At 55.0% G+C, this 25762-nt stretch carries 20 protein-coding genes; 14 read left to right on the top strand and 6 right to left on the bottom strand.

The window, feature by feature from the left end; all coding sequences use genetic code 11:
* Position 1 precedes the first annotated feature (1 nt).
* The 3 genes from ACYQ0G_RS03670 to rimK are packed head-to-tail and all read left to right on the top strand — an operon-like array spanning position 2 to position 3243.
* Positions 2-1855 carry a M2 family metallopeptidase gene (locus ACYQ0G_RS03670; RefSeq protein ID WP_460099441.1) on the top strand — a complete coding sequence of 618 codons (1854 nt, stop codon included), beginning with the start codon at positions 2-4 and terminating at the stop codon, positions 1853-1855.
* Between the two features lie 24 nt (positions 1856-1879).
* Positions 1880-2341 (top strand): ATP-dependent zinc protease family protein, encoded by a 462-nt coding sequence (locus ACYQ0G_RS03665; RefSeq protein WP_460099438.1) that lies wholly within the window; start codon positions 1880-1882, stop codon positions 2339-2341.
* Positions 2338-3243 carry a 30S ribosomal protein S6--L-glutamate ligase gene (gene rimK / locus ACYQ0G_RS03660; protein WP_460099435.1) on the top strand — a complete coding sequence of 302 codons (906 nt, stop codon included), beginning with the start codon at positions 2338-2340 and terminating at the stop codon, positions 3241-3243. The genes ACYQ0G_RS03665 and rimK overlap by 4 nt, the downstream gene beginning before the upstream one ends.
* A 203-nt stretch (positions 3244-3446) precedes the next feature.
* Here rimK and ACYQ0G_RS03655 read toward each other — a convergent pair whose 3' ends face one another.
* The 4 genes from ACYQ0G_RS03655 to rpsF all read right to left on the bottom strand — a co-directional run bounded on the left by ACYQ0G_RS03655 (position 3447) and on the right by rpsF (position 6281).
* Entirely contained in the window at positions 3447-4937 is a 1491-nt protein-coding gene (locus ACYQ0G_RS03655) for an AMP nucleosidase (protein ID WP_460099433.1), read from the bottom strand.
* Between the two features lie 73 nt (positions 4938-5010).
* Positions 5011-5679 (bottom strand): 50S ribosomal protein L9, encoded by a 669-nt coding sequence (gene rplI / locus ACYQ0G_RS03650; protein ID WP_460099430.1) that lies wholly within the window; start codon positions 5677-5679, stop codon positions 5011-5013.
* A gap of 12 nt (positions 5680-5691) precedes the next feature.
* Positions 5692-5916: a 30S ribosomal protein S18 gene (rpsR, locus tag ACYQ0G_RS03645; RefSeq protein WP_221540446.1), complete on the bottom strand. Its 225-nt coding sequence runs from the start codon at positions 5914-5916 to the stop codon at positions 5692-5694.
* A complete protein-coding gene (gene rpsF / locus ACYQ0G_RS03640; protein ID WP_460099427.1) occupies positions 5916-6281 on the bottom strand; it encodes a 30S ribosomal protein S6 in 366 nt (121 codons plus the stop codon). The genes rpsR and rpsF overlap by 1 nt, the downstream gene beginning before the upstream one ends.
* Positions 6282-6496: 215 nt before the next feature.
* Between rpsF and ACYQ0G_RS03635 the strand changes: the two genes are divergently transcribed.
* Both ACYQ0G_RS03635 and ACYQ0G_RS03630 read left to right on the top strand, forming a co-directional pair.
* Positions 6497-7441, top strand: a complete 945-nt coding sequence (locus ACYQ0G_RS03635; RefSeq protein ID WP_460099424.1) for a DUF808 domain-containing protein — start codon at positions 6497-6499, stop codon at positions 7439-7441.
* A 169-nt stretch (positions 7442-7610) separates the two neighbouring features.
* Complete coding sequence (locus ACYQ0G_RS03630; RefSeq protein WP_460099421.1) at positions 7611-9266, top strand: GGDEF domain-containing protein; 1656 nt, start codon at positions 7611-7613, stop codon at positions 9264-9266.
* Here the strand turns inward: ACYQ0G_RS03630 and ACYQ0G_RS03625 are convergent.
* On the bottom strand, positions 9263-10690 hold the full coding sequence (locus tag ACYQ0G_RS03625) for a glutamate ligase domain-containing protein (RefSeq protein ID WP_460099419.1): 1428 nt from the start codon (positions 10688-10690) through the stop codon (positions 9263-9265). The two genes, ACYQ0G_RS03630 and ACYQ0G_RS03625, sit on opposite strands and share 4 nt — an antisense overlap.
* 42 nt (positions 10691-10732) lie before the next feature.
* On the opposite strand from ACYQ0G_RS03625, the gene ACYQ0G_RS03620 reads away from it, so the two are divergent.
* The 4 genes from ACYQ0G_RS03620 (at position 10733) to dnaN (ending at position 14574) form a co-directional block, all read left to right on the top strand.
* The gene (locus ACYQ0G_RS03620) at positions 10733-11584 is read left to right on the top strand and encodes an LD-carboxypeptidase (RefSeq protein WP_460099417.1); all 852 of its coding nucleotides are present in this window, start codon (positions 10733-10735) and stop codon (positions 11582-11584) included.
* Positions 11585-11609: 25 nt separating this feature from the next.
* Complete coding sequence (fabD, locus tag ACYQ0G_RS03615; protein WP_460099415.1) at positions 11610-12548, top strand: ACP S-malonyltransferase; 939 nt, start codon at positions 11610-11612, stop codon at positions 12546-12548.
* A complete protein-coding gene (gene fabG / locus ACYQ0G_RS03610) occupies positions 12548-13300 on the top strand; it encodes a 3-oxoacyl-[acyl-carrier-protein] reductase (RefSeq protein WP_460099413.1) in 753 nt (250 codons plus the stop codon). Before fabD ends, fabG begins: the two co-directional genes overlap by 1 nt.
* 149 nt (positions 13301-13449) lie before the next feature.
* The gene (gene dnaN / locus ACYQ0G_RS03605) at positions 13450-14574 is read left to right on the top strand and encodes a DNA polymerase III subunit beta (protein WP_460099412.1); all 1125 of its coding nucleotides are present in this window, start codon (positions 13450-13452) and stop codon (positions 14572-14574) included.
* A 77-nt stretch (positions 14575-14651) separates the two neighbouring features.
* On the opposite strand, the gene ACYQ0G_RS03600 is transcribed toward dnaN, so the two are convergent.
* The gene (locus tag ACYQ0G_RS03600) at positions 14652-15959 is read right to left on the bottom strand and encodes an FAD-dependent oxidoreductase (protein ID WP_460100618.1); all 1308 of its coding nucleotides are present in this window, start codon (positions 15957-15959) and stop codon (positions 14652-14654) included.
* 156 nt (positions 15960-16115) lie between these two features.
* Here ACYQ0G_RS03600 and ACYQ0G_RS03595 point away from each other — a divergent pair, with 156 nt between their 5' ends.
* From ACYQ0G_RS03595 to ACYQ0G_RS03575, 5 genes are all read left to right on the top strand, one after another.
* The gene (locus ACYQ0G_RS03595; RefSeq protein WP_460099409.1) at positions 16116-18305 is read left to right on the top strand and encodes an EAL domain-containing protein; all 2190 of its coding nucleotides are present in this window, start codon (positions 16116-16118) and stop codon (positions 18303-18305) included.
* Between the two features lie 107 nt (positions 18306-18412).
* The gene (locus ACYQ0G_RS03590; RefSeq protein ID WP_460099406.1) at positions 18413-20629 is read left to right on the top strand and encodes a sensor domain-containing protein; all 2217 of its coding nucleotides are present in this window, start codon (positions 18413-18415) and stop codon (positions 20627-20629) included.
* A 53-nt stretch (positions 20630-20682) separates the two neighbouring features.
* Entirely contained in the window at positions 20683-22500 is a 1818-nt protein-coding gene (gene lepA, locus ACYQ0G_RS03585) for a translation elongation factor 4 (RefSeq protein WP_460099403.1), read from the top strand.
* Positions 22501-22692: 192 nt separating this feature from the next.
* A complete protein-coding gene (locus tag ACYQ0G_RS03580; RefSeq protein WP_224811725.1) occupies positions 22693-23019 on the top strand; it encodes a DUF6481 family protein in 327 nt (108 codons plus the stop codon).
* 155 nt (positions 23020-23174) lie between these two features.
* Positions 23175-25757, top strand: a complete 2583-nt coding sequence (locus ACYQ0G_RS03575) for a DEAD/DEAH box helicase family protein (protein WP_460099401.1) — start codon at positions 23175-23177, stop codon at positions 25755-25757.
* The last annotated feature ends 5 nt before the right edge of the window (positions 25758-25762 follow it).

Here is a 25762-nt window from a genome sequence, read left to right as displayed (position 1 = left end):
AATGAAGTTCGCGCCCGTTGCTCTTTCCGCGCTTGCAATCTCGCTTGCCGCTTGCACCACGGCCAATGCCGAGCCGGTACGCGATACCGGAGTAGCTGCAGCAGATCCTTATCCGATGACACCCCAAGGAGCTGCAGACTGGGTGGCAATGGTCGAAAAAGACATGTTCGATTTTGGGGTCGAATTTGCTCAGGTCTCCTGGGTCAACTCGACCTACATAACGCATGACACCGATGCCCTAGCTGCGAAATATGGTGCGGAAGCGACGGAAAAAACTGTAGCCTACGCGACAAAGGCAGCCGAGTATGCCCGGGTGCCGGGCCTCGACCCGGAAGTTGCGAGAAAGCTCGACATGCTGCGGAACGGCATTGTGATGCCCGCTCCTGTTCGTGATGGAGCTGCAACCGAACTTAACGAGATCGCTACCAGCCTCAACAGCCAGTACGGGAAAGGCAAGGGCATCCTGAACGGCGAGGAAATCTCAGGCTCGGATATCGAAGCCGAAATGGGCAACCTCGAGCGCACGCCTGCTGAATATGCAGAGATGTGGGAGAGTTGGCACGATAATGTCGGCGCGCCGATGCGAGACGATTATCTGCGCATGATCGAGATCGCCAACGAGGGCTCCAAGGAACTCGGCTTTGCCGATTTGGGTGCGATGTGGCGCTCGAACTACGATATGGATCCCGACGCCTTTGCTGCCGATACCGAGCGCATGTGGCAGGAAGTTAAGCCGCTTTACATGGCGCTGCACACTTATGTGCGAAGCAAGCTCAACGAAAAATACGGAGATGCCATCCAGCCTGCTACCGGACCTATTCGTGCCGATCTTCTCGGAAACATGTGGGCACAGGAATGGGGAAATATCTATCCGCTCGTCGCCCCCGAAGGGGCGGGCGATCTGGGCTACGATCTCACAGACCTCATCGAAAAGAAGGGTTATGACGAGAAACAGATGGTTCGCGTGGGCGAGGACTTCTTTTCATCGTTGGGTTTCGAGCCGCTGCCTGAAACCTTCTGGGAGCGTAGCCAGTTCGTGAAGCCGCAAGACCGGGAAGTGGTTTGCCACGCCAGCGCCTGGGACGTGGACAACGTCGACGATCTTCGCATCAAAATGTGCATCAAGCGTAATGCGGACGATTTCATCACGATCCACCACGAGCTTGGCCACAACTACTACCAGCGCGCGTACAACAAGCAGGACTATCTGCATCTGAATGGCGCAAACGATGGCTTCCACGAAGCGATCGGAGATATGATCGCGCTGTCGATCACACCGGAATATCTGGTGCAGATAGACATGCTCGAACCTTCAGACGTGCCGAGTGCGGATAAGGATATCGGCCTTCTGTTGCGTCAGGCAATGGACAAAATCGCTTTCCTTCCCTTCGGGCTTATGGTCGATCGTTACCGCTGGGGCCTTTTCAATGGGGACATTTCGGCAGACCAGCTGAATACAGGCTGGAACGATCTTCGCCTGGAGTATCAGGGAATTACGCCACCGGTTACGCGCGATGAGAGCCAGTTCGATGCAGGGGCGAAATACCACATCCCAGGTAATGTGCCTTACACCCGCTATTTCCTCGCGCGAATATTGCAGTTTCAGTTTTATAAAGCCGCTTGCGATCAAGCTGGCTGGGAAGGCCCGCTGCATCGCTGCTCGTTCTACGGCAACAAGGAAGTTGGGAAAAATCTCGACGCAATGCTCGAAATGGGCGCAAGCAAGCCTTGGCCTGATGCGCTGGAAGCGTTCACTGGCGAGCGTCAGATGAGCGGGAAGGCGATGGTCGAATATTTCGCACCACTAAAGGCGTGGCTCGACGAGCAGAATGCAGGCAAGGAGCAAGGCTGGTAAAAGCCAGGGGAGGGGGCTGCTAGAATGACCGAACGAAAGTTGTTGCCAGCGGTGGGCTGGCGCGAACTCGTGCATTTGCCCGATCTGGGCCTTCACGCAGTTCCCGCCAAGATCGATACTGGTGCCCGCACATCGTCTCTTCACGGGGAGGTGCTGGAGGAATTTGAACGTGACGGTCAGAAATTTGTGCGGTTCGCGGTTGATTTCAGTCAGCAGCATGTCCGGCAGGTTTGCGAAGCTGTGCATGTCGATGTGCGCGGCATCACAAGTTCGAACGGTAAGACTCAGTATCGGTACGTTATCAAGACCCCGCTGAAAATTGGCGATGTCGAATTTCGTGCTGAAATCAGCCTTGCCGACCGAAGCGACATGAAATTCCCCATGCTTATTGGGCGATCCTCACTCCGCCGTCGATTTGTAGTGGACTCCGGTTATTCGTGGTTGCAGACGCCGGAAATGAAGGTCCAGAAAGGCCACAAGCCATGAAAATCGCGATGCTGGCACGCAATGCTAATCTCTACTCGCACAAGCGATTGAAGGAAGCGGCAGAAGAGCGTGGACACGAGCTCGACATTCTCAATACCACGCGCTGCACTGTCCATATCGCAAGCCATCGGCCTGAAGTTTATTACGAAGGAAAACCGGCCAGCGGTTACGATGCCGTTATTCCCCGGATTGGCGCATCTATCACGCAATACGGACTTTCCATCCTGCGGCAGTTTGAAATGCGCGGATGCTGGCCATTGAACGAAAGCGTCGCGATCGGACGCAGTCGCGACAAGCTGCGCAGCATGCAAATCCTTGCCAAGCACGGTCTTGGTTTGCCGCTTACAGCATACGCCAATGATCCAAAGCAGGCAGAAGAGATCATTCGCGCGGTCAATGGGCCTCCGGTCGTGATCAAATTGCTGGAAGGCACTCAGGGGATCGGCGTCGTTTTGGCCGAGACGATGAGCAGCGCCAAGTCTGTGATAGAGGCATTCCGCGGTGCCAATGTGAATATCCTAGTACAGGAATTCATCAAGGAAGCCGGGGGGACCGATATTCGGGCGTTCGTAGTGGGCGGTAAGGTCGTAGCAACCATGAAACGTACAGGCGCGCCTGACGATTTCAGAAGCAATCTTCACCGTGGCGGAAGTGCCGAGCTGATCAAGATTACCCCTGCCGAACGTTCGACAGCCGTCGCGGCTGCAAAGCGCATGGGCTTGAATGTATGCGGGGTCGACATGCTTCGCAGCAATCACGGCCCGGTCATTATGGAAGTCAACTCGTCCCCGGGTTTGGAGGGCATCGAGCAGGCAACCGGGATGGACATCGCTGGCAAAATCATCGGCTTCATGGAAGCCAATGCCAAGGTGGGAAAGACCAAGACAAAGGGGCAGGGCTGACGGAGCTCAAAAAGTGACCTTCACCGTGCCTCGAATAACGTATTGGTGATGGTCATAGGAGCGCCACTGGTTTCTGTATCTCCAATGCAGATTTGCTTGTAGTCAGCATGACCAGAATACGATGTCATGCTTAAGTTATCAGAACCTACACAGGAGGCTTCTGGCATTGCGATATGGATCCAGAAGGATTTCCTGCTCCAGAGTTATCTAAACGGCGGTTCGTTAAATGCGCGCAATTTGCGACTGTGGAGCTTCGGCCCTTCCTTGCGCAGCAAATCGCATGCTGTCACACCGATCTGCAAATGGGCGGCGATCGCTTCTTCGTAGAACTTGTTCGCCTGCCCTGGTAGCTTGATCTCACCATGCAACGGCTTGTCGGACACACAAAGCAATGTCCCGTAAGGCACACGGAAGCGGTAGCCCTGTGCTGCGATCGTTGCACTTTCCATGTCGATACCGACGGCACGGCTAAGCGACAGACGCCGGGCCGATTGGGTATATCGCAGTTCCCAATTGCGATCGTCAGTCGTCACCACGGTTCCTGTGCGCATCCGCTTCTTGAGGTCGTTGCCATGTTCGCCTGAAACAGTTTCCGCCGCCCCGGCCAAGGCTTGCTGGACTTCTGCAATTGCCGGCAAGGGGATTTCAGGGGGGAGGACAGGGTCGAGGACATGATCATCACGCAGATAGGCGTGGGCGAGGACGTAGTCGCCGATCTTCTGGCTGGGTCGTAACCCGCCGCAATGTCCTATCATCAGCCATGCCTCGGGCCGAAGCACTGCCAAATGATCGCAAATCGTCTTGGCGTTGGACGGTCCTACTCCGATATTGACTAGCGTAATGCCGTCCCGACCTTCTCCGACGAGATGATAGGCAGGCATCTGATGACGACGCCAAGCCGTGTCTGACAATTGCGCTCGAGCATTTTCAGTCGGCTCGGTGATAAGCAGCCCCCCCGCGCCAGCGAGGGCGGAATAACCATTCTTGCCAAGATGCGAGCCGGCCCAGTCAACGAATTCGTCAACATAGCGATGGTAGTTTGTGAACAGAATGAAGCGCTGGAAGTGTTTGGGATCCGTCCCCGTATAATGCGCCAAACGTGCTAAGCTGAAGTCTGTTCGCAACCCATCGAAGAGCGATAATGGAATAGGCTGTTCCGGATCGGTAAGTTCGATGCCGTCTGCTAGCTCATCGCCGATGTCGGCCAAGTCTGTGGATGGGAAGTGCCGCGCGATCTCATTGGGGTCGATCCCCGCAAGTTCTGCTCCTGCTTCGCCGTCCAATACATACGGAAAAGGAATTTCCTGACGGGAAGATCCGACTTCGATTTCGACTTCGTAATTGCTCTCAATCAGCTCGATCTGTTCGCGGAGGTATTCTCGAAACAGGCTCGGCTTGGTGACCGTGCTGGAATAAAGGCCGGGAGTGTTGAGGCGGCCGAATGCTCGGCTGGCACCTTCGGGTAGCGCGCCGCCACGGAAGAGCACTCGCAATTCGGGATACGCGTAGCTTCCATCCTTGCGTCGCTCAGCGGGCGGCGTTTCCCGTTCGCGGCCGAATGCGATGACATCATCTCTGAGCCGCGTGACTGCCGCGTCATAGACGTTTTGAAGCTTGTCGAGGATCTGTTCGATCGAATCCATGCTGGCCTTTTTCTCCTGGCTCTTTTCGTTTTCGTGACGCCCCTCTGCCACAAGTAGGCATCTGTTACAAAAAGGGCGCGGAGACCGAAGCCGCCGCGCCCTGATTGTCTAGTGGCTTGAGGACTTAGCTATCGCTATCTTCAGGCTTGGTCGCTTCGATGAGGGCGTCTGTTTGAGTGGTGCCTTCTTCGGTGCTGACGCCATCTTCGAGCATGTCGGAAGGAATTTCGCCGGGCTCGAGAGTGGAGTCTACCGAGTTGGCTGCAGCCATCTCTTCGATCTCGCGCTGCTCGTCTTCGAACATCTGGGCAAGAACGTCGACGCCCTGGCTCTGCAGTTCGGCTTCGTCGTCCGAACGGGCGACGTTAGCTTTCACGTTCACCGAAACTTCGGGGTGAAGGTCGACCCGCACTTCATGCATGCCGATCGTCTTGATCGGGTTGCCCATGATGACCTGCTTCTTGTCGATCTCATGGCCTTTGGCTTCTAGTCCGTTGACGATGTCACGAACGTTGACGGAGCCATAAAGCTGACCGGTGTTCGACGCTGCTCGGATCAGTACGATCTCGACACCATCGACCTTTTCGCCGGCCTTTTCAGCTTCAGTACGACGTTCCGCGTTTTCCTTTTCGAGGCGGTCACGGTTGGCTTCGAAAACCTTCTTGTTCGCTTCGTTAGCGCGTAGAGCCTTCTTCTGCGGAAGCAGGAAGTTACGCGCGTAGCCATCCTTCACGGTGACGACGTCGCCGATCGTGCCGAGCTTTTCGATGCGCTGGAGGAGAATGATATCCATGTGGTCTTCTCCTTACTTCACGATGTACGGCAGCAGGCCGATGTGACGAGCGCGCTTGATGGCCTTGGCCAGTTCACGCTGCTTCTTCGCACTTACGGCGGTAATGCGGCTAGGGACGATCTTGCCACGCTCGGACATGAAGCCCTGAAGCAGACGGACGTCTTTGTAATCGATCTGCGGTGCGTTCTTCGCGGAGAACGGGCAGGTCTTGCGGCGGCGGAAAAACGGGCGGGCCATCAGTCACGCTCCTCACGGTCACGGCGCTTCTTCGAATCGCGCTCATTCTTGCGCATCATTACGCTGGGACCTTCTTCGTGCTCATCGACACGAATGGTCATGTAACGGATGACATCTTCGTTAATGCGCGTCTGGCGCTCAAGCTCGGCGACGACGGCACCGGGGCCTTCGATGTTGAGCATCACGAAGTGTGCCTTGCGGTTACGGTCGATCTTGTAGGCGAGGTTCTTGAGACCCCAGGTCTCGGTCTTGGTAACCTTGCCATCGTTTGCTTCGACGATTTCGGTCGCCGTGGCGGCGAGCTGGTCGACCTGAGCCTGGCTCAGATCCTGTCGCGCCAAGAAAACATGCTCGTAGAGAGCCATGCACTTGTCCTTTCAACGGGTGGCCGATCGCTGGCTGATCCGCGGGATTGCGGGGCCCCTCCGGCTTTCTTCTTATCTCCCGACCGATTCTTCCGGCAGCGAGAGATGCGCGCACATAGCGTGTTCTGTCGATTGTGCAAGCAGGAGGAAGTGCTTGTGAGAGCGGAACGGGCAGGGCAGGGCGTCGTTGGCTTGCCAAACTAAGGAGATAATGTGTGCCCGGCGGACTTGTAGCTCTTTTGGATGACGTCGCGGTCATCGCGCGTACTGCTGCGGCATCCGTCGATGACATCGGCATCGCTGCCAGCCGGGCAGGCAGTAAGACTGCGGGCGTTGTAATCGACGATGCGGCTGTTACTCCAAGTTATGTAACCGGCCTCGACCCCAGCCGCGAACTTCCGATCATCGGAAGGATTACGCTTGGAAGTCTGAAGAACAAGCTGCTGATTCTCTTGCCTGGTGCGCTTTTGCTGAGTTGGTTCCTTCCACAGGCGATCGTTTTTATTCTCATGATGGGAGGATGCTACCTCTCCTTCGAAGGGGCTGAGAAGGTCATCGAAAAGCTTGGCGGTAAGAAGCACGGCCAGACCCTCGAGGACGATATCAAAGACCCAGCTGCGTTCGAAAAGCAGCGCACAGCCAGCGCCATACGCACCGACTTGATTCTTTCGGCTGAAATCATGGCGATTACTTTGAACGAGGTTGCTGACGAGAGCTTCATAGTTCGCGCTGGGGTTCTCGCGATAGTTGGAATAGCGGTCACTTTGTTTGTTTATGGTGCCGTCGCCCTCATCGTAAAAATGGATGACGTTGGTCTCCATCTTGCAAAGAAGAGCTCGTCATCCGCTCAAGCTGTCGGGCGCACTCTTCTGAAGGCAATGCCTTGGTTGCTGAAGGCGCTTTCTTTTATCGGCACGATCGCGATGTTGTGGGTAGGAGGGGGAATCCTGCTCCACGGGCTACATGAAATTGGTTTTCACGGTCCGTCAGATTGGGTGCACGGGATTGAATTAGCGGTCGAAAATGCAACAGGTGCATTGTCGTCTATTTTGGGTTGGCTAAGTTATGCATCCATATCGGCTCTAGTTGGACTTGTAGTCGGCATAGTATTGACTTTAGTAATACATAAAGTCTTTATGCGAGATGGTGCAGCTCACTGAATATTTCCGGATGTCTCGTTTCGGGGCGCCATCATGTTCAGGATATTGTGGGAGTGCTGCACCATCGATAGCTTTTCGTACGCCGAAAGGCCTTTGAGAACTTGGGGGGTGCATGAGCCAAAGGGGGTTGGCGGCATTTATTTACGCGGTCTGCGTATTATGGCTCAACATGGCCATTCCCGTTGCTGCGCGGGTAACTCCCCTTGCGCCGGATCTTTGTGTAGGTGCAGCTAGTTCTGCTAGCGAAGCGCTCGCGTTACCTCGCACCAGTCTGGATTGCGGCCCCGATCGGTTCATTAATGATGGACCTGTGCTTCGATCTCGTATCGAAGTGTCCGATAATTCCCTCCCTACAACCGGCCCATTGATCTGGCAGACGGAACCCGCGCTCTTCGACGCGATGCTGCTGCAATTCAGCTATGCAGACGGTTCGAAGAAACTTGTAGACGTGGATCGTCAGATGGCTGCGAGAAACTGGTTCGTCCGAGCACGTTTTAGCGTTCCAGTCCCAGATAGTGCCTCTCAGCTCGTGGCAATCGATACAGTAGTAGAACGGCCCCGTACGAGATCGATAGTAAATGCAGCGACTTTGGTTGACCAAGAGGATGCATCCGACGAGCACTACGTAAAATCGCTCATTTATGGTTTGGCTTGTGGATTGCTGCTGGTCCCAATTTTCTTCGATCTAATGTTTTTCGGTTTGCTCCGTTTTCGTTTCATACTCTGGCATGCCGCTATGTCAGGCTCGTTTCTAACTTTTATTTTTTCGAACTCCGGCCTGATATTTCATTTTTTTCCAAGTACGGAATTAGCTTTTCGCTTCCATCTGAACACACTGTCGCTCGCCGCCTCGATGGTATTCGCCGTTTTGTTCACCCTTGATATCCTTGAAGAGAAAACTGTCCCAAGAAAGTTATTACACGGTGTCCTCGCGCTGACGATCGTTATGGTTACGCTAAAACTGATTACCTTGCTGGATCTCGAGATTTTCCGGATTAGCGCTCACAGGTTATTTATCCTCAGCTTGCTTCCTATAGTCGCAATTACCTTGCTGATCGCCGTTTGCGCTTTCAAACGCGGCAGCCGCGCAGCAAGTTATTTATTGGTTGCATTCTCCGGGGCAGCGCTGAGTGGAGCTATAAAGCTCAGTATGGAGCTTGGATTTGTTTCACAGCTCTTTCCCTTGGACGATCTGGTTTGTATGTCGATGATCCTGCTCGTCCTTAGCACATCTGCAGCAACTGGCGACCGCTTCCTAGTTCTTCGCATGGAGCGCGATCGAGCCCGTTTCAGAGCACTGAAGCTTGGCAAGATGGCATTGAGCGATCCTCTAACCAAAGTTGGTAACCGACGCGCATTCGATACAATGGCGACGGTTAGAGACGGTAATGCTTTACTGGTGATCGATATCGATCACTTCAAATCCATCAACGATGCGTTCGGCCACTGTACGGGCGACATGGTACTATCCCGTCTTTCAGATATGCTCAGGCGTTTTTTCAGTGATCGAGGGGCATCGGTTTACCGCCTTGGCGGGGAAGAATTTGCGATAGTCTTACCTGCACAAAGCGAAATAGCGCTTCGCCACTGTGCGGAACTTTTGCGCGAGGCTGTCGCAAGGGAAATTAGTGATCCGTCGAACTCTATACCGCGCATAACCATCAGCATCGGTGGAGCTTTGGGAAGAGGAAGGCGTCGCGACCGGGTCTTTTTCGAAGCCGATCAAGCTCTCTATCAAGCAAAAAAGTCTGGCAGGAATTGCAGCGTCATTTGCGATGCCGCGACTCCCGCCTCGATTCCCAGACAACCTGCTTTTGCGAATTAGGATAACTGCGTGAATATCGATTTCGCGTAATCGGCCAGTGTATCGTCGCGCGCACCCATGACTACAATGCGGTCGCCTGGTTTGGCCAAATCGAGCAGACGCTCCCGGACGCCTTCTCGAGTGGGGAAATATTCCGCAAGCTTTCCTGCCGCTTGGACCATGCTGACAATACGCTCACTACCTTCGCTACGGTCTACTGTCCCACCGAAATAAACGGGATCGGAAAGGATCAGGACATCATCGTCGGCTAACTCATCCACGAATGTCTGCGCGAGTTCCTGGCCCATCTGTCTCAACGGTCCGTAGCCATGGGGCTGGAAAAATGCGAGCACGCGGCCGGGGTGCGTTCGTAAGGTTCGCAAGGTTGCTGCACATTTTTCAGGATTGTGCCCGAAATCGTCGATGACAGTGATGGCGTTTTCGGTAGTTCCCTTGATATCAAACCTGCGGGCGAGGCCATCGAAGTCTGCCAACGCATCGACGGCTGCAGCAATAGGAATGCCCGCAGCGACGGCTCCGGCTATAGCTGCAAGAGCATTCGATAAGTTGTGACGCCCCGGCATGCTGAGACGAAGCGCGTGTTCGCTCTTGTCGTAGCGATCGACTACCAGCGCTGCCTGTTTGGTCGACCCTTCGGCAATGCTGCCCGGTACAATGCCGATTTGCGCCCTTTCCTGTTCAATCCCAAAGGTTATTACCTCATTCGCCTTAGGAAGTAGGGTCAGCGCTTCTTCGTCATCCGCATTAATTACTGAAATGCGGCTTCGGGAGAGATAATCACCGAACAACTCACGCAATTCTTCCATACTTTTGTGATCGAGACTTACATTCAACAGTATCCCCACTGCAGGACGATAAAGCGCAATTGATCCGTCACTTTCATCGACTTCGCTGACGTAAAGACTCTGTCCGCCTACCAGCGCACTTGCGAAAGGTCGCTCCGGAGAAACGAAATTCTTCATCACGGCGCCGTTCATGATCGTCGGTTCCCGACCGGTGGCCTGCATCATCCAACCGAGCATTCCGGTCACTGTCGATTTGCCGCTTGTTCCTGCAACCGCCAATCCAGCACCGCTGGTATTGAAGAGGATGGAGTTCAGTTCCGCACGGGTCATCCGCATGCATCCGAGTGCGTTCGCTCGGCCTATTTCTGGCACGCTATCCTCGACCGCGGCCGATGCGACTACTATCTGATCTCCCGAAACGATTCCGCTTCCGTCCTGCGGGTGAAGTTCGAAACCGTCGCGTTGCAGCGCGGCGAATTTTTCGCGAGACCTGCCTTGGTCGTAGCTTCGGTCGGATCCACTCACCTTTACGCCGCGCCCTTTCAGGATCTGCGCCAGCGGGAGCATTCCGGACCCGCCAATGCCAACAAAAAAGAAAGGGCGGGCAAAAAGTGTGTCTGGCCTGGTGATGTCGGTCATTGCACGCTCGCTATGCAGTTGTAACGGTCATGACAAGGCGGCATGATCGCGAGCGTGCACCGATCAATCCGAAAAGTCGCCATATGCGCCCCGGCAACGCCGCTTAAACGGAAACATGCTGATTCTGTACTCGAATTGGCCCAACGCGATTTCCCGGGGATCGAGCTACAATTTCATGAACAGTGTTTCGAAACTGAAGGACATTTTGCTGGGGCCGACAGGCGGCGCCTTGCGGCTTTGCTTGAGTGTGCAAACGATCCGGATTTCGACGCAGTCTGGTTCGCTAAAGGTGGATATGGCTCAAACCGAATAACGGCTGATTTCGTCACTGGGGCGAACGGTGCGGCGCGAGAAAAGTTCTATCTGGGTTATTCCGATTGCGGCACTTTGCTGGGTGCACTGTATCGTGAAGGCATCGGATATCCGGTTCACGCTCCCATGCCGATCGATATTAAACGTAACGACGGCGAAAATGCGGTTCGTCGCGTACTGACTTGGATGCGGGGCGAGGTTGACGGTTTGGAGCCCCCAATCTCGGATCGCCCAAGGGTTGCCTTCAACCTATACACTCTCGCCATGCTTGTCGGGACGAAGATGATGCCGGTCCTCGACGGGCACGATGTGTTGATCGAAGAAGTAGGCGAGTATGAGTATGCAATTGACCGGCTGATGTTTCACCTTGTCGAGCACATCGGCGGAGTGGCCGGTATCGGGCTTGGCGAAGTGACGGCAATCCCGAAGAACGATAGGCCCTTTGGAAGGTCACCAGAGGAAATCGTGCAATACTGGTGTGAACGCTACGGTATCGACTACCTTGGCCGCGCGTCCATCGGGCACAGCTCTGCCAACAGGATCGTACCCTTCGGCCTTGAGGCCGGAGCACACCGCGCCTAAGCGCGGCTCCGACAAGGAGAGATTCATGACTGCATTCATCTTCCCCGGCCAGGGGAGCCAGAAAGTCAGTATGGGCGTCGAACTCGCCGAAGCCAGCGCCCACGCTCGCGAGGTTTTTCAGGAAGTCGACGAAGCACTGAACCAGAAGCTTTCCCAACTGATGAAGGACGGGCCGGAAAGCGAATTGACCCTGACCTCCAATGCTCAGCCGGCAATCATGGCGAATTCTATCGCTACGATGCGAGTGCTTGAAAAGGAGTTCGGTGTTAAATTGGCTGATAATGCCGAATGTGTGGCGGGCCATTCGCTTGGCGAATATTCTGCGCTTTGCGCCGCCAACGCTTTCGGGTTGGCCGAGGCTGCAAAACTCCTTCGCCTTCGCGGTATAGCCATGCAGGACGCCGTTCCGATCGGAGTGGGCGCGATGGCGGCCTTGCTCGGAGCCGACATCGAAAAGGCCACCGCGTTGGCTGAAGCCGCCGCAGACGGCCAGGTCTGTGAAGTCGCCAATGACAACGATCCGACCCAGGTCGTGCTATCGGGCCATGCAGAAGCGATCGAGCGCGCTATCGAAATGGCAAAGGATCACGGCATAAAGCGTGGAATCAGACTTCCCGTTTCCGCGCCGTTCCATTGTTCTCTCATGAAGCCAGCGGCACAGAGGATGAAGCTTGCGCTGGCAGAGACCCCTCCTGCCGGTCTAAATGTGCCTCTATATGCGAATGTAACCGCAGCTCGCGTAACGGATCCGTCCGAAGAACAGGAGCTTCTTGTCGACCAGGTAACGGGCCGTGTTCGCTGGCGCGAAAGCGTCTTGGCTATGCGCAAGGCAGGCGTCGAACATTTTGTCGAGTTGGGTGGAAAGGTCCTCGGACCGATGGTCGGCCGCATCGATAAAGAAGCTGTCACGACGAGCCTCGTCACCATGCAAGATCTAGAGAATTTCGCGAAGGAAAACGGTTGATGTTTAATCTCGAAGGCAAGACGGCCCTGGTAACCGGAGCTAGCGGCGGGATAGGCTCCGCAATCGCTTATGCGCTAGCGCGCCAAGGGGCGCGTCTTGCGCTCTCCGGCTCTAACGGTGACAAACTGCGCGCCTTTCGCGAGCAACTCAATGCCGACACGGGCACGGATCATGTCGAGATTACATGCAATCTTTCGGATGCCAAGCAGGTGGAGGAACTCGTCCCCGCTACGCTCGACACTCTCGGCAGCATGGACATTTTGATCAACAATGCAGGTATCACCCGCGATAATCTGGCCATGCGGATGAAGGATGAGGAATGGGATGACGTGATCCGCGTTAATCTCGAAGCGAGCTTCCGCCTCATGAGGGCGAGTGCCCGCCCAATGATGAAGGCTAAGGGCGGCCGCATAATCTCGATCACGAGCGTGGTCGGACACACGGGCAACCCCGGTCAAATGAACTACGTAGCAGCGAAGGCTGGGCTCACTGGTATGACCAAAAGCCTCGCTCAGGAATTGGCTAGCCGAAATATTACTGTAAATTGCGTAGCGCCGGGCTTCATCCGCACCGCGATGACGGATGCGCTCAATGACGATCAGAAAGCAGCTATCAATGGCCGTATTCCGATGGGCCGCATGGGCGAGGGCAAGGAAATCGGCGCTGCTGTATCTTATTTGGCCAGCGACGAAGCTGCCTATGTCACCGGTCAAACCATCCATGTGAACGGCGGTATGGCGATGATGGGCTAATTCCTTTGGGGTTATCCCCAAGGGAAGTCTATCCATTGGCGCACGAAACTTGCGGGGCGTGGCAGCCCCGCTAAGGTCGCTATCCGTATTCCGGCGCTGGTGGGGCGATTCCGGCCTTCACCACGCCAAAAAGGGACGAAAGAAGGACCATGAAGGCCACAATCGAACGCGCGACTCTGCTGCGCTGTCTCTCCCACGTCCAGTCGGTGGTCGAGCGTCGCAATACCATTCCGATCCTGTCGAATGTGCTGATCGAAGCCGAAGGTAACGGTCTCCGTGTCATGGCTACCGATCTGGACCTGCAGGTGGTCGAGCATATCGAAGCCGCCAGTGTGGAAAGTGATGGAGCGATCACTGTTTCAGCTCACCTTTTGTTCGATATCGCGCGTAAGCTTCCCGAGGGTAGCCAGGTAAGCTTGGAGACCGCTGAAAACCGGATGGACGTCAAGGCCGGACGCAGCCGGTTCAAATTGCCGACCCTGCCTCGTGATGATTTCCCCGTAATCGTCGAAGGCGACCTTCCAACGAGTTTTTCGTTGCCGGCTAAAACACTTGCTGAAATGATCGACCGGACCAGGTTCGCGATTTCGACCGAAGAAACGCGATACTATCTCAATGGTATCTTCCTGCACGTTTCGGACGAGGATAAGCCGGTCCTGAAGGCGGCAGCTACCGACGGACATCGGCTCGCGCGTTTCACATTAGCTCGTCCGGAAGGTGCGGAGGGCATGCCCGACGTGATTGTACCTCGGAAAGCTGTTGCTGAGTTACGCAAGCTGCTCGACGAGAAGATGGATGGGGAGGTGCAGATCGACCTTTCCGCCAGCAAGATTCGCTTTACCATGGGGGGCGAGGGCGGCGTCGTTCTCACTAGCAAGCTGATCGATGGTACCTTCCCGGATTATTCTCGTGTCATCCCGACTGGGAACGACAAACTGCTTAAGATCGATCCTAAAAGCTTCTTCGCCGGCGTGGACCGCGTTGCCACCATCGCCACTGAAAAGACTCGGGCTGTGAAGATGGGGCTCGACAAAGATCGGGTTACGCTGACCGTAACGTCGCCAGATAATGGGACTGCATCGGAAGAACTGGCGGCCGAATATGCAGCTGATGGTTTCGAAATTGGTTTCAACGCAGGCTACCTGAAAGATATTTTGAGTCAGATCGACAGCGATGAGGTGGAAATTCATCTTGCCGATGCTGGGGCGCCGACATTGATACGCAAGAATGATGACAGTCCTGCGCTTTATGTTCTGATGCCGATGCGTGTGTGAATATTGGGAAAGAGGGGCGCAATAATCAGCGCCTCTCTTTCCGTTTGATCATGAAGGCAAACCCGTTTTTCGGCTGCCTACCGTTTGGCAGCAATCATGCTTGCAACATCAACAAACTTCTCTCTCGGTGCTCCAGTGCGCGCCGCTGCGATTTCAGCGTCCTCGATCTTTTGCCAATCTTTGAAGGTCACGATGTCTAGACCCCTCTGTTCGGCTAGGTGATCGAAACCTGTTCGACCTCTTTTGCCCCTTCCGGATCCAATATCTTCTGAAACGAGTTCGATGACATTATAGCCATCGGGCCGGTTTGTTCCGATAGTGCCGGTCGGCCCACGCTTGGCCCAACCTACGCAGTAAAGCCCCGGAAAAATGCGCCCTTCGGTGCTTTCGAAACGCCCTGCGCGCTCGTCAAATGGCACGTTACCCAAGGGCGATGCTCGATAGCCGATACAAGTGATCGCAATGTCAGCAGGCAGACGTTTCAATTCTCCTGTACCCACTGCGCGACCGTTCTCGACTTTCGTCCGTTCGATTTCCAAACCCTTTAGCTTTCCGTCCTCGCCGAAAAAGGCTCGCGGTCCAAAGAAGAATTTAAAGTCGATGCCGATCGAGGCCCGGCTCCGGCGAGTTGCCGGCAACTCCGCATACCGCCGCAAAAGATCGACCGACTTGCGCACGCCCGGTTCAAGTTCCGCATCCTTGTCGGCAAGAGGAAGGTCGCCCTTTTCGACCAGAGGCGCAGCACGTTCCAACTCCAGAAGTTCGCCAAGTTCCTTAGGTGTCATCATTATTTGATGGGGCCCGCGGCGCCCTAGGATAGTAATGGTCTCCAGTGTCGACGCCTCCAAGGCTTCTAAAGCGTGCGCGACGATATCCGATCCCTCCATTTCTGAAGCTGTTTTTGCGAGTATCCGAGCCACGTCGAGAGCGACATTGCCCATACCTATCACGACAGCGTGCTTGCCTGAAAAGTCAGGATCAAGATCGGCAAATTTCGGGTGGCCATTATACCAACCTACAAAAGCGGCACTGCCAAACACGTTTGTAAGTTGATCGCCCTCGAGATCGAGTTTGCGATCATGAGGCGCGCCTGTCGCAAGAATGACCGCGTCGTAAAGATCTTGCAGCTCGGCAACCGTGACATCCCGCCCTATACACACATTGCCGACAAACCGAACGTTGTCCGACAAGGCTGTCTTCTCATACCGCAGGGCAACCTTTTTGATCGACTGATGATCTGGCGCCACACCGGTTCGTATAAGCCCATAAGGTACGGGGAGCGCATCGAAGACATCTACGCGGACATTGTTGCCCCACTTTTTGCTCGCGGCTTCCGCCGTGTAGTATCCAGCGGGGCCGGAGCCCACGATAGCAATTTGGCGCATGATGCCTCCCTGCAAGTCAGAGTGCATCATGGCGCCGCTTCCACTCGCTGGCAATACATCTGCCCTTATGGTTATCCCTTTGGTAAGCAATTTTGCATATAACCTGTTGGATGATCGCGAAAATGGCGTGCGCCAGCTGGAGCAGGGGCTGACTGAATGCCGGGGTTGTTTTCGAAAGGCTTCAAGGGCGATCCCGGTTTTACGGAAGATGCATCAGTCATCCCGATCGCGGAGACCGATTACATCCGACGGGTCGAATTGTTGGACAGTTTCGAAAATGCGGGTCTTGGCTGGTTCTGGGCGACCGATCACTTAGGACGCGTGATTTACTTGTCCAAAAACGCGAAAGAGCGGTTCGGACTTCATGATGCGCAGGTGATCGGAAAGCCGCTCACTAGCCTTTTCATAACTGACGACGCTTCGATGTTTGAGGAGGACGACGTCTCAACGCGACCGCTTGCCTATTACCTCGGTGCACGAAATTCCATTACTGAGATGCAAGTGAAACTCGCATCTCGCAGGGAAGAAATTTTCCTCGAAATAGCTGGCAAACCGCAGTTCGATTCACGTCAAAGCTTTCTTGGTTATCGAGGCAGCGCGAGAGACATCACCCGAAGCAGGGAGACACGGCGGGATGCGCAGCGCCTTTCTCTCTACGACTCGCTGACCGGGCTTTCTAATCGGCTACGGATGAGCAGGAGGCTTGAGACGATACTCAAACAGTATCGCAATGCAAAACGGGTGTGCGCCCTGATCATGCTGGACCTCGACAGGTTCAAGCAGGTCAACGATACTCTAGGCCATCCAGCAGGGGACGAGCTTCTCAAACAGGTCGCTGCACGACTAAAACAAATTTGCGAGATGCGCGGTGAGATCGGCCGATTGGGAGGCGATGAATTTCAGATAATTCTTCCTGACATGGACGATCGCGGTGAGCTCGGAGAAATGGCGGCACGGGTCATCCAAATGCTCGCGCAACCTTATTCGGTAAATGGTTCGCGTGCAACGATTGGCGCCTCTGCCGGAATAGCAATCGCTCCATACGATGGGGTGGATTCAGAGGAGCTCGTTAAGGCTGCCGACCTTGCGCTATACGCAGCAAAAGGTGGAGGCCGAGCTCAATACCGGTTCTACTCAAGCGACCTTCACGAAGACGCGCAATTGCGACGGCATCTCGAAGAGGACCTTCGCGATGCGGTGCAGCGCGGGGAAATGCTGATGCATTACCAACCCATTATCAAGGCGGGAGATTATAAGCTCTCAGGGTTCGAAGCATTGATGCGGTGGGATCACCCCGATCGTGGATTTGTTTCACCCGAGATATTTATCGCCTGCGCCGAAGATATTGGAATTATCGACAAGCTAGGCGAATGGGCCTTGCGAAAGGTCTGCGAGCAGGCGCAGGAATGGCCGGTGGAATTACGCGTTGCAGTGAATGTGTCTCCGACGCAGATAAATAGCGGTGATTTCGTTCAGACCGTTCAAAGAGCGCTGCAAAAGTCCGGTCTGAGCCCTGACCGGCTTGAGTTGGAGATTACAGAGAGTGTGTTCGCAGGGGATGATGAGCAAACCCTGCGAATATTCAAAGAATTGAAGGAGCTTGGGGTTCGACTTGCCCTAGATGACTTTGGCACGGGTTATTCGTCGATGAGCTATCTCCGACATGCTCCATTCGACAAGATCAAGATCGACCAGAGCTTCGTGCGCGGATCGACGGAAAAAGGAAATAACAACTCCGCTATCGTCAGTGCAATCGTGAGTTTGGCCCAGGCGCTTGATATGGAAACGGTCGCTGAAGGCACCGAAACCCACGACGAACTCGAACTCGTAAAGGCTCGCGGTGCTAGCCATATCCAAGGATACATTTTCTCGCGTCCCATTTCACACAAAGAGGCGCTCTCCAGATTAAGCAAAGGCGATCTCAAATATGAGCCGAGGGGCCCGGAAAAACATCGTGCAGAGCGCAAGACTGTACTGCGTAAAATCGGCGTAATTCATGACGATCATCGCTACAAAGTGATGCTTCGAAACATCTCAAAGACCGGCGCCCGCATCGAAGGCCTTCTCGATGTCCCTGTAGGAACGAAATTCGTTTTGGATTTAGGAGATGGGCAATTGGCGGTCGCCACTGTTCGAAGATCTAGAAATCATACTCAGGGTGTCGAGTTCGAAACCTCACTGGTGAGTGATGGGGCCGACGGGTTATGTACACGCCATCGCGTTTCGCCATATGAAATTGAAGCTGCTGGCCGACCTCTAACGGCGCTGACGAGAGATGCTTACGGCCAGCTCGCGGGTCATGGGCAAATGTTGAGTATTCCACGGTTCGCCGAAAAGGGTGATTGACCTACTCAAAGTCGGAATTTTTTACATCAACGGCCTCTTTGTTAGCCTAATCCTAACCAATTTTTCCTAGTCCGTCGGCACGCGATTTGTTGATAGGTTGAAACCATATGGGCGCGAGCCCCTTTTCCGAATTCTTCAAAGTTCGCAAAGAACCGGCAGCTTCGAAGTCTGAGGATGGAAGTCCTCCTCCGGCTTTACAATTTTCTGCCGCTGACAAGCTTGAAATTATCGAACAGCTGGAAATCTCGGGGGCTGCCTGTTTCTGGGCAACGGATCCGCGTGGTATCCTGAGCTACCTTAGCCCGGCGGTACATCAGAACCTTGGCAAGAAGACCGAAAGCGCTTTCCAGGTGCCTCTCCAGCAGATCTTCGAACCGCTGGAAGACAACAGCGAAAGCCGCTCTCTCGGACTGAAGCTTGGTACTCGGAAAAGCTTTTCGAACCTCCTGGTCGCCGCGGGTGACCGGACCTCCGATTGTTTTCTTAAAATTTCCGGCAGACCGCTATTCGGCGATAAGGAAGAATTTCTCGGGTTTCGCGGAACTGCGACCGATATTACTGCGGAATATCGCCACGAAGAGGAAGCGAGCCGTCTCGCCAAATTCGATACGCTTACTGGCCTAGCCAATCGCCATCGTATGGAGCAGCGTATCGATTCCACTTTGCAGACTTTTCGGGCTGCCAAGCGGGCAGCGGCTCTGCTCATGTTAGACCTGGACCGGTTCAAGCAGGTCAACGATACCCTCGGACACGCAGCGGGTGATCAATTGCTGCAACAAGTTGCCGAGAGGCTGAATCAAGCAGTCGCCGGCCGCGGTGAAATTGGCCGCCTTGGTGGAGATGAATTCCAAGTTCTAATTCCTGACATGGATGATCGGGGCGAACTTGGAGAAATAGCCAAAAAGGTCATCCAGATAATTTCCCAGCCATATTCGGTCGAAGAAGGCCGTTGCACTATCGGTTGTTCGGTAGGAATTGCCATTGCGCCATACGACGGGATCGAGCGGGAGGATTTGACCCGCGCCGCAGATCTCGCGCTTTATGCCTCCAAGAACGGGGGGCGCGGGCAATTTCGCTTTTACGCGGCTGATTTGGAACACGAAGCCACTCTTCGAAAAAGGATGGAGGATGATCTGTCAGCCGCGATTGAGGCTGGTAATTTCACCATCGAATATCAGCCGTGTGTCGATCTCAGCACCAATCGTGTCGTAGCGCTGGAAGCCCAGTATTGTTGGGAGGACGTGGAACGGGGGCAGGTTTCCCAAGAGACCTTCTTACCGGTTGCAGAAGGAAGCCGCTTGATCCTTCCGATCGGCGAATGGGCATTGCGCAAAGCATGCGAGGATGCATGCAAATGGCCGTCCCATCTGCGTCTCTCGATGAACATATCTCCGGTGCAGTTTGAAGCGGCAGGGTTTGCCGAGATGGTCGCGGATATATTGGAGGAAACCGGACTCGATCCCTCACGGCTAGACCTTGAGCTCAAGGAATCTGTGCTGCTTGGTGACAGTATCAGCGTCACAGCCGCACTCGGTTCCCTGTTCAAGCTTGGCGTGCGGCTTACGCTCGACCAGTTCGGTACCGGTCTGTCGTCTCTATCTTATCTCCGGCGTGCGCCGTTCAGTACTCTGAAGATTGGTGGAAGTTTCTTCGAGCCAGTGATGGGAAACGATCTAGGCGACATGGAGCTTGTCAAAGCGGTTGTCGCCTTGGCTGGTGCGATGGGCATGGAAACCGTCGCCACAGGGGTTCACGCGATGGATCTCATGGCTGAGCTAAAGAAAATCGGCATTGGCCATGTCCAGGGTTTCGTCTTTTCGGATGCGGTCCCGCAGCAAACAGTTCTTGAGGAAATCACTCACGGCATTTGGACGCTCGAGCCGACAGATCAGGGCAGCCAGCGTGCCAGTCGGCGCACGGTTTTTCGCAAGATTGGGCTCATTCATGAGGATCATTACTACGACGTCACTCTCCGCAACATGTCTCGTTCCGGGGCGATGATCCAGGGATTGCAGGACGTGCCCATCGGGACTCAGTTTGTGCTCGATTTCGGGCAAGGACAGCTTGCGGTGTGTACGGTGCGAAGAACGATGGGCGATACACAAGGTGTCGAGTTCGAGCAGGAGCTGGTCGACGACGGGGCGGGTGGGCTGTGTACCCGCAGCCGTGTGAGCCCCTATGCGTTAGCAGCGGCTGGTGCTCCGCTGACCTCGCTCCCCGCGGGCAAATACAGCCAGGCGCCGCAAGCCGCGCTAGGTAGCTTCGCGCAATTCAAGCTGTCGCCCAACGCCCCGAAACAGGGTGGCGGACCGCAAGAAGGCTGATCACGCGCTTTGCTGCTGACAGGTCGATGCGGCGCGGCTAAAGGGCGCGGGCAATGACCGACCTTTCCAAGATCCGCAACTTTTCCATCATCGCCCATATCGACCATGGCAAGTCGACGCTGGCGGACCGGTTGATTCAGTTCTGCGGGGGGCTGACCGATCGCGAGATGTCCGAGCAAGTCCTTGATAACATGGACATCGAGAAGGAGCGCGGCATCACCATCAAGGCGCAGACCGTGCGCCTCAACTACACCGCCAAGGATGGCGAGACCTATGAGCTCAACCTCATGGATACGCCCGGCCATGTGGACTTCGCCTATGAAGTTTCGCGCAGCCTGGCCGCGTGCGAGGGCGCGCTGCTGGTGGTCGACGCGGCGCAGGGCGTGGAGGCGCAGACGCTCGCCAACGTGTACCAGTCGATCGAACATGACCACGAAATCGTGCCCGTCATCAACAAGATCGACCTGCCGGCGGCCGAACCCGACAAGGTGAAGGCCGAAATCGAGGACATTATCGGCCTCGATGCTTCCGACGCCGTGCTCACCAGTGCCAAGTCCGGTATCGGCATCGAGGAAACGCTCGAGGCGCTGGTCCAGCGCATTCCCGCCCCCACGGGCGACCGTGACGCGCCGCTCAAGGCCATGCTCGTCGATTCGTGGTACGATCCCTATCTCGGCGTGGTCATCCTCGTGCGGGTGATGGACGGGGTCATCAAGAAGGGCCTCAACGTCAAGTTCATGCAGGGCGGCACCCAGCACCTGATCGACCGCGTCGGCTGCTTCACCCCCAAGCGCACCGATCTGCCCGAACTGGGCCCGGGCGAAATCGGCTTCATCACCGCGCAGATCAAGGAAGTCGAACAGGCCAAGGTCGGCGACACGATCACCACCGTGAAGGGCGGCTCGCAAAGCGCGCTGCCGGGCTACAAGGAAGTGCAGCCCGTGGTCTTCTGCGGCCTCTTCCCGGTCGACGCGGCCGATTTCGAGAAGCTGCGCGAAAGCATCGGCAAGCTGCGCCTCAACGATGCCAGCTTCACCTTCGAGGCCGAGAGCAGCGCCGCGCTGGGCTTCGGCTTCCGCGCCGGCTTCCTGGGCCTGCTGCACCTGGAGATCATCCAGGAACGCCTCACCCGCGAATATGATCTGGACCTGATCACCACCGCACCTTCCGTGGTCTACCGCATCCAGCTCAACAAATCGCGGACCGACCCGGCGCAGGAAATCATGCTCCACAACCCGGCCGACTATCCCGATCCCAGCCGGATCGAACAGATCGACGAACCGTGGATCAAGGCCGTGATCTACACGCCCGACGAATATCTCGGCTCCATCCTCAAGCTGTGCCAGGATCGGCGCGGCATCCAGATCGACCTGACCTATGTCGGCGGCCGCGCGCAGGTGACGTATGAATTGCCGCTCAACGAAGTGGTGTTCGATTTCTACGACCGCCTGAAATCGATCAGCCGCGGCTATGCCAGCTTCGATTACGAACAGATCGGCCTGCGCGAAGGCGATCTGGTGAAGATGAGCATCCTGGTGAACAACGAACCGGTCGATGCCCTGTCGATGATCGTCCACCGCGACGTGGCCGAAAGCCGTGGCCGCGGCATGTGCGAACGGTTGAAGGACCTTATCCCGCGCCACCTGTTCAAGGTGCCGATCCAGGCCGCGATCGGCGGCAAGGTGATCGCCCGCGAAACCATTGCCGCCATGCGCAAGGATGTGACCGCCAAATGTTACGGCGGCGACATCAGCCGCAAGAAGAAGCTGCTGGAGAAGCAGAAGAAGGGCAAGGCCCGGATGCGCGAGTACGGAAACGTCTCGATTCCACAGGAAGCTTTCATTGCAGCGCTGCGTATGGGAGAAGAATAGCGCGCATCCCGCGAATGCGGTTCGCCCATGGCGATCCGGCCCTGCGCAGGTGGGGAGGGATGCACGCATTCCGCATGGGGCCACAATGCCCCGCTGCGGATCGAAGACAGGCGGGCCACGCGGCACGTTTCGTCAAAACCTGCCTTTCACGCCGGGCACGCCCCGGCCAACCAGAAGAGATACTGCCCCATAATGGCTGGATATAAAGACCCTACCTTCGAAGACCGCGCCGCCCTGGCCCAGAAGGCCCGCGAGAAAGCGCTGAAGAAGCTCGCCAACAAGCCCAAGGTGGATGACGAGACCGTTGCCCGGCGCAAGGCCGCGCAGGAAGCCCGCGAAGCCGAAGCCGCCGAAAAGAGCGCCGCCAAGCGCGCTGCGCGCGAACAGGCCAAGGCCGAGAAGCTGGCTGCCGACAAAGCCGCAGCGGAGGCTGCTGCCGTTCCCGAGCCGACCGAGGAAGAGCTGAAAGCTGCGCGCGATGCGAAGTATGCGGCTAGGAAGGCGCGCAAGAAGCGGTGAGGTTCTTTGGGGGGGGCTGCGGGTTGTGGCGTCTATGATGTACGAAAGAAAATTGGTGGAAAAGTAGAAAAGGAGCGAGGCGCGGCAGCTAAACCATGGCAATGAAAGTATTGCCAAAAGGGTTTACCATCGCGCTGATAACGGGAAAATATTAGATGGCGTTTAAGACTGACACGTTCGAACAGGTGGCGGCGGAAAATCCTGCAGCTCACTTTAAAACTCTCACGAAACGCCAATTTCCTGACGTTATGCCGCATCAGAAAGAGATGCTTGAATCTTACGCATTTTCTTTCGTCAATAAAACTGATGTAGCGTTGCAGTTACCCACGGGAAGCGGAAAAACCCTTGTTGGGATGCTTATAGCTGATTGGCGACGCCTTAAATTTCGGGAAAGAGTATTATATCTTTGCCCTACGGTACAGCTAGTTCGCCAGACAATTTTGCAAGCGCGTAATCAGTATGGAATTGACGCGGTTGATTTGTCGGGATCGAAGTCCAATTTTACGCCTTCAGACACAACAGCATACAAAACAGGCGCACAAGTCGCAGTAAGTACCTATTCTGGCCTCTTCAACACTCATCCATATTTTCTGGATCCAGATATAATTATAATTGATGACGCACATGCCGCCGAAAATTACGTCGCAAAAATGTGGTCGCTGAGTATCGAAGCAGGCACTCCACTTCATGATTCTTTAGCCGCATTTTTGAAGCCGCATATCGACGCGGAGCAATATTCGCGGCTCACTGGGGACTGGGTAGGCGCTGCTGATTCAAACTGGGTGGAGAAGCTGCCATCGCCCCAAGTTTCTGAAATTTCAACGGAATTGATTTCGATTATTGATGCTTTTGCCGATCAAAATGCACCAAACATCTTCTTTCCTTGGTCTTTGCTGAGGGATCACTTGGATGCCTGTCATATTTATCTAGGCTCGCGCGAAATATTAATTCGACCATTGATCCCGCCCACCTCGACACATCAACCGTTCGCAAATGCCACGCAGCGTATCTTCATGTCTGCGACGCTAGGGGCTGGCGGCGACCTTGAGCGTCTCACCGGGAGACGTTCGATTGACCGACTTCGCGCACCGGATGGCTTTCAAAACGCAGGGGTTGGTCGTCGTTTCTTCGTTTTCCCAAGTCTCTCATTAACAGGTGATGCCACCGATGCCCTGAGGGTTCGGATGGAAGAAAGGGCTGGTAGGTCAGTTGTTCTCACGCCGTCTTCCGCTCAGGCCGATACTCATCGTGCTGCGGTTGCGAGCGAGTTGCCCACTTTTCAAACATTTGATGCAGATGACATAGAGTCTGATAAAGCTCCCTTCGTCTCGTCGCCAAGGGCGGTGGCTATTCTGGCAAATCGTTACGACGGGATAGACTTTCCAGGCGATGAGTGCCGTCTTTTGTCTGTCGATGGCCTGCCTCGCGCTATGAATGCGCAAGAACGTTTTATTATGACGAAAATGACAGCAACCGCGCTTTTTAATGAGCGCATCCAAACTCGTGTCCTGCAGGCCGTTGGCCGTTGCACAAGAGCCTTGCAAGATAGATCTTGTGTAGTTGTAACAGGGACAGAACTTGTCGATCTCTTAGCCGACAGGCGCAAATGGAAGTATTTTCATCCAGAGCTTCAGGCTGAACTTAAGTTTGGTGTAAATCAATCAACCGACGTAAATGCTCAAAATATTTTTGAGAATTTCGAAATGTTTCTCAATAACGACGCGGGATGGTCAACAGTAGATGGACAGATAAGAGGTTCGATTGGAAAATTTCTTCAAGAAGAATTTCCCGGTATGTCGGATTTGAATTCTGTCGTCGCGCAAGAGGTTAGCTACCAAGAGGCTATCTGGAATAAAGATTACTCAGCAGCATTAATAGCTGCGAAGGCTATTTTAGCGGGCCTTCACGATCCCGCCTTGCGCGGTTATCGCGCGCTCTGGCATTATCTCGCTGGATCGGCAGCTCTTCGACTCTCCTCTTCTCCAGATGACGCTCAGGCGAAAGCGGCACGGGAGCAATTCATGCGAGCGAAAGGCGCCGCTCCGTCAATTTCGTGGCTGAACACGCTCGCCCGAACTGTTGGTCCTATCGATGAGGAAAAAGAGCAGACGAGTAACGAGGTATTGCTCCAAGTTGAGAAATTGGAGCAAAAGTTCCTCGATTTAGGTACGGCAACAAACAAAAAATTTGAGGTGCTTGCCGCTGAAATCTCGCGCAAGCTATCTAACGCTGCTGAATTTGAGCATGGTCAGGTACAGCTTGGCGAATTATTGGGGTTTACCGCTGGAAACGAAGAGGGTGATGCTGCGCCTGACCCTTGGTGGTTAGGATCACAATTGGGCATTGTGTTCGAAGATCATGCGGATGGCGACGCACTCACAGTTTTTGGCGCGGTGAAGGCTCGACAGGCATCGGGACATCCCAAGTGGCTTAAAAAGAAAGTGTCGGCCGCTAAGGAGATGACTATTGAGCCTGTGCTGGTTACACCTTGTACGAAAGCGAAATCAGGTGCCGATCCGCAGTTAGACAACGTGCGTTACTGGTCCCTTGCGGAATTTCGCTCGTGGGCCACTACGGCGATAGCAGTCTTGCGCGAATTGAAAGGCACCTTCCCAGGGGAGGCGGATCTCGTATGGAGAGTCGAAGCTAGCGAGCGCTTACAAAGTAATAAGCTAACTTTGGAATCAATATTGGCGTCGCTATTGTACGCTCCAGAAGCGATGGAAATAGTGCCTTAAATTTC

It is taken from the genome of Qipengyuania triglochinis (assembly GCF_054655615.1).
This window is presented reverse-complemented; position numbering and strand designations above follow the sequence as displayed.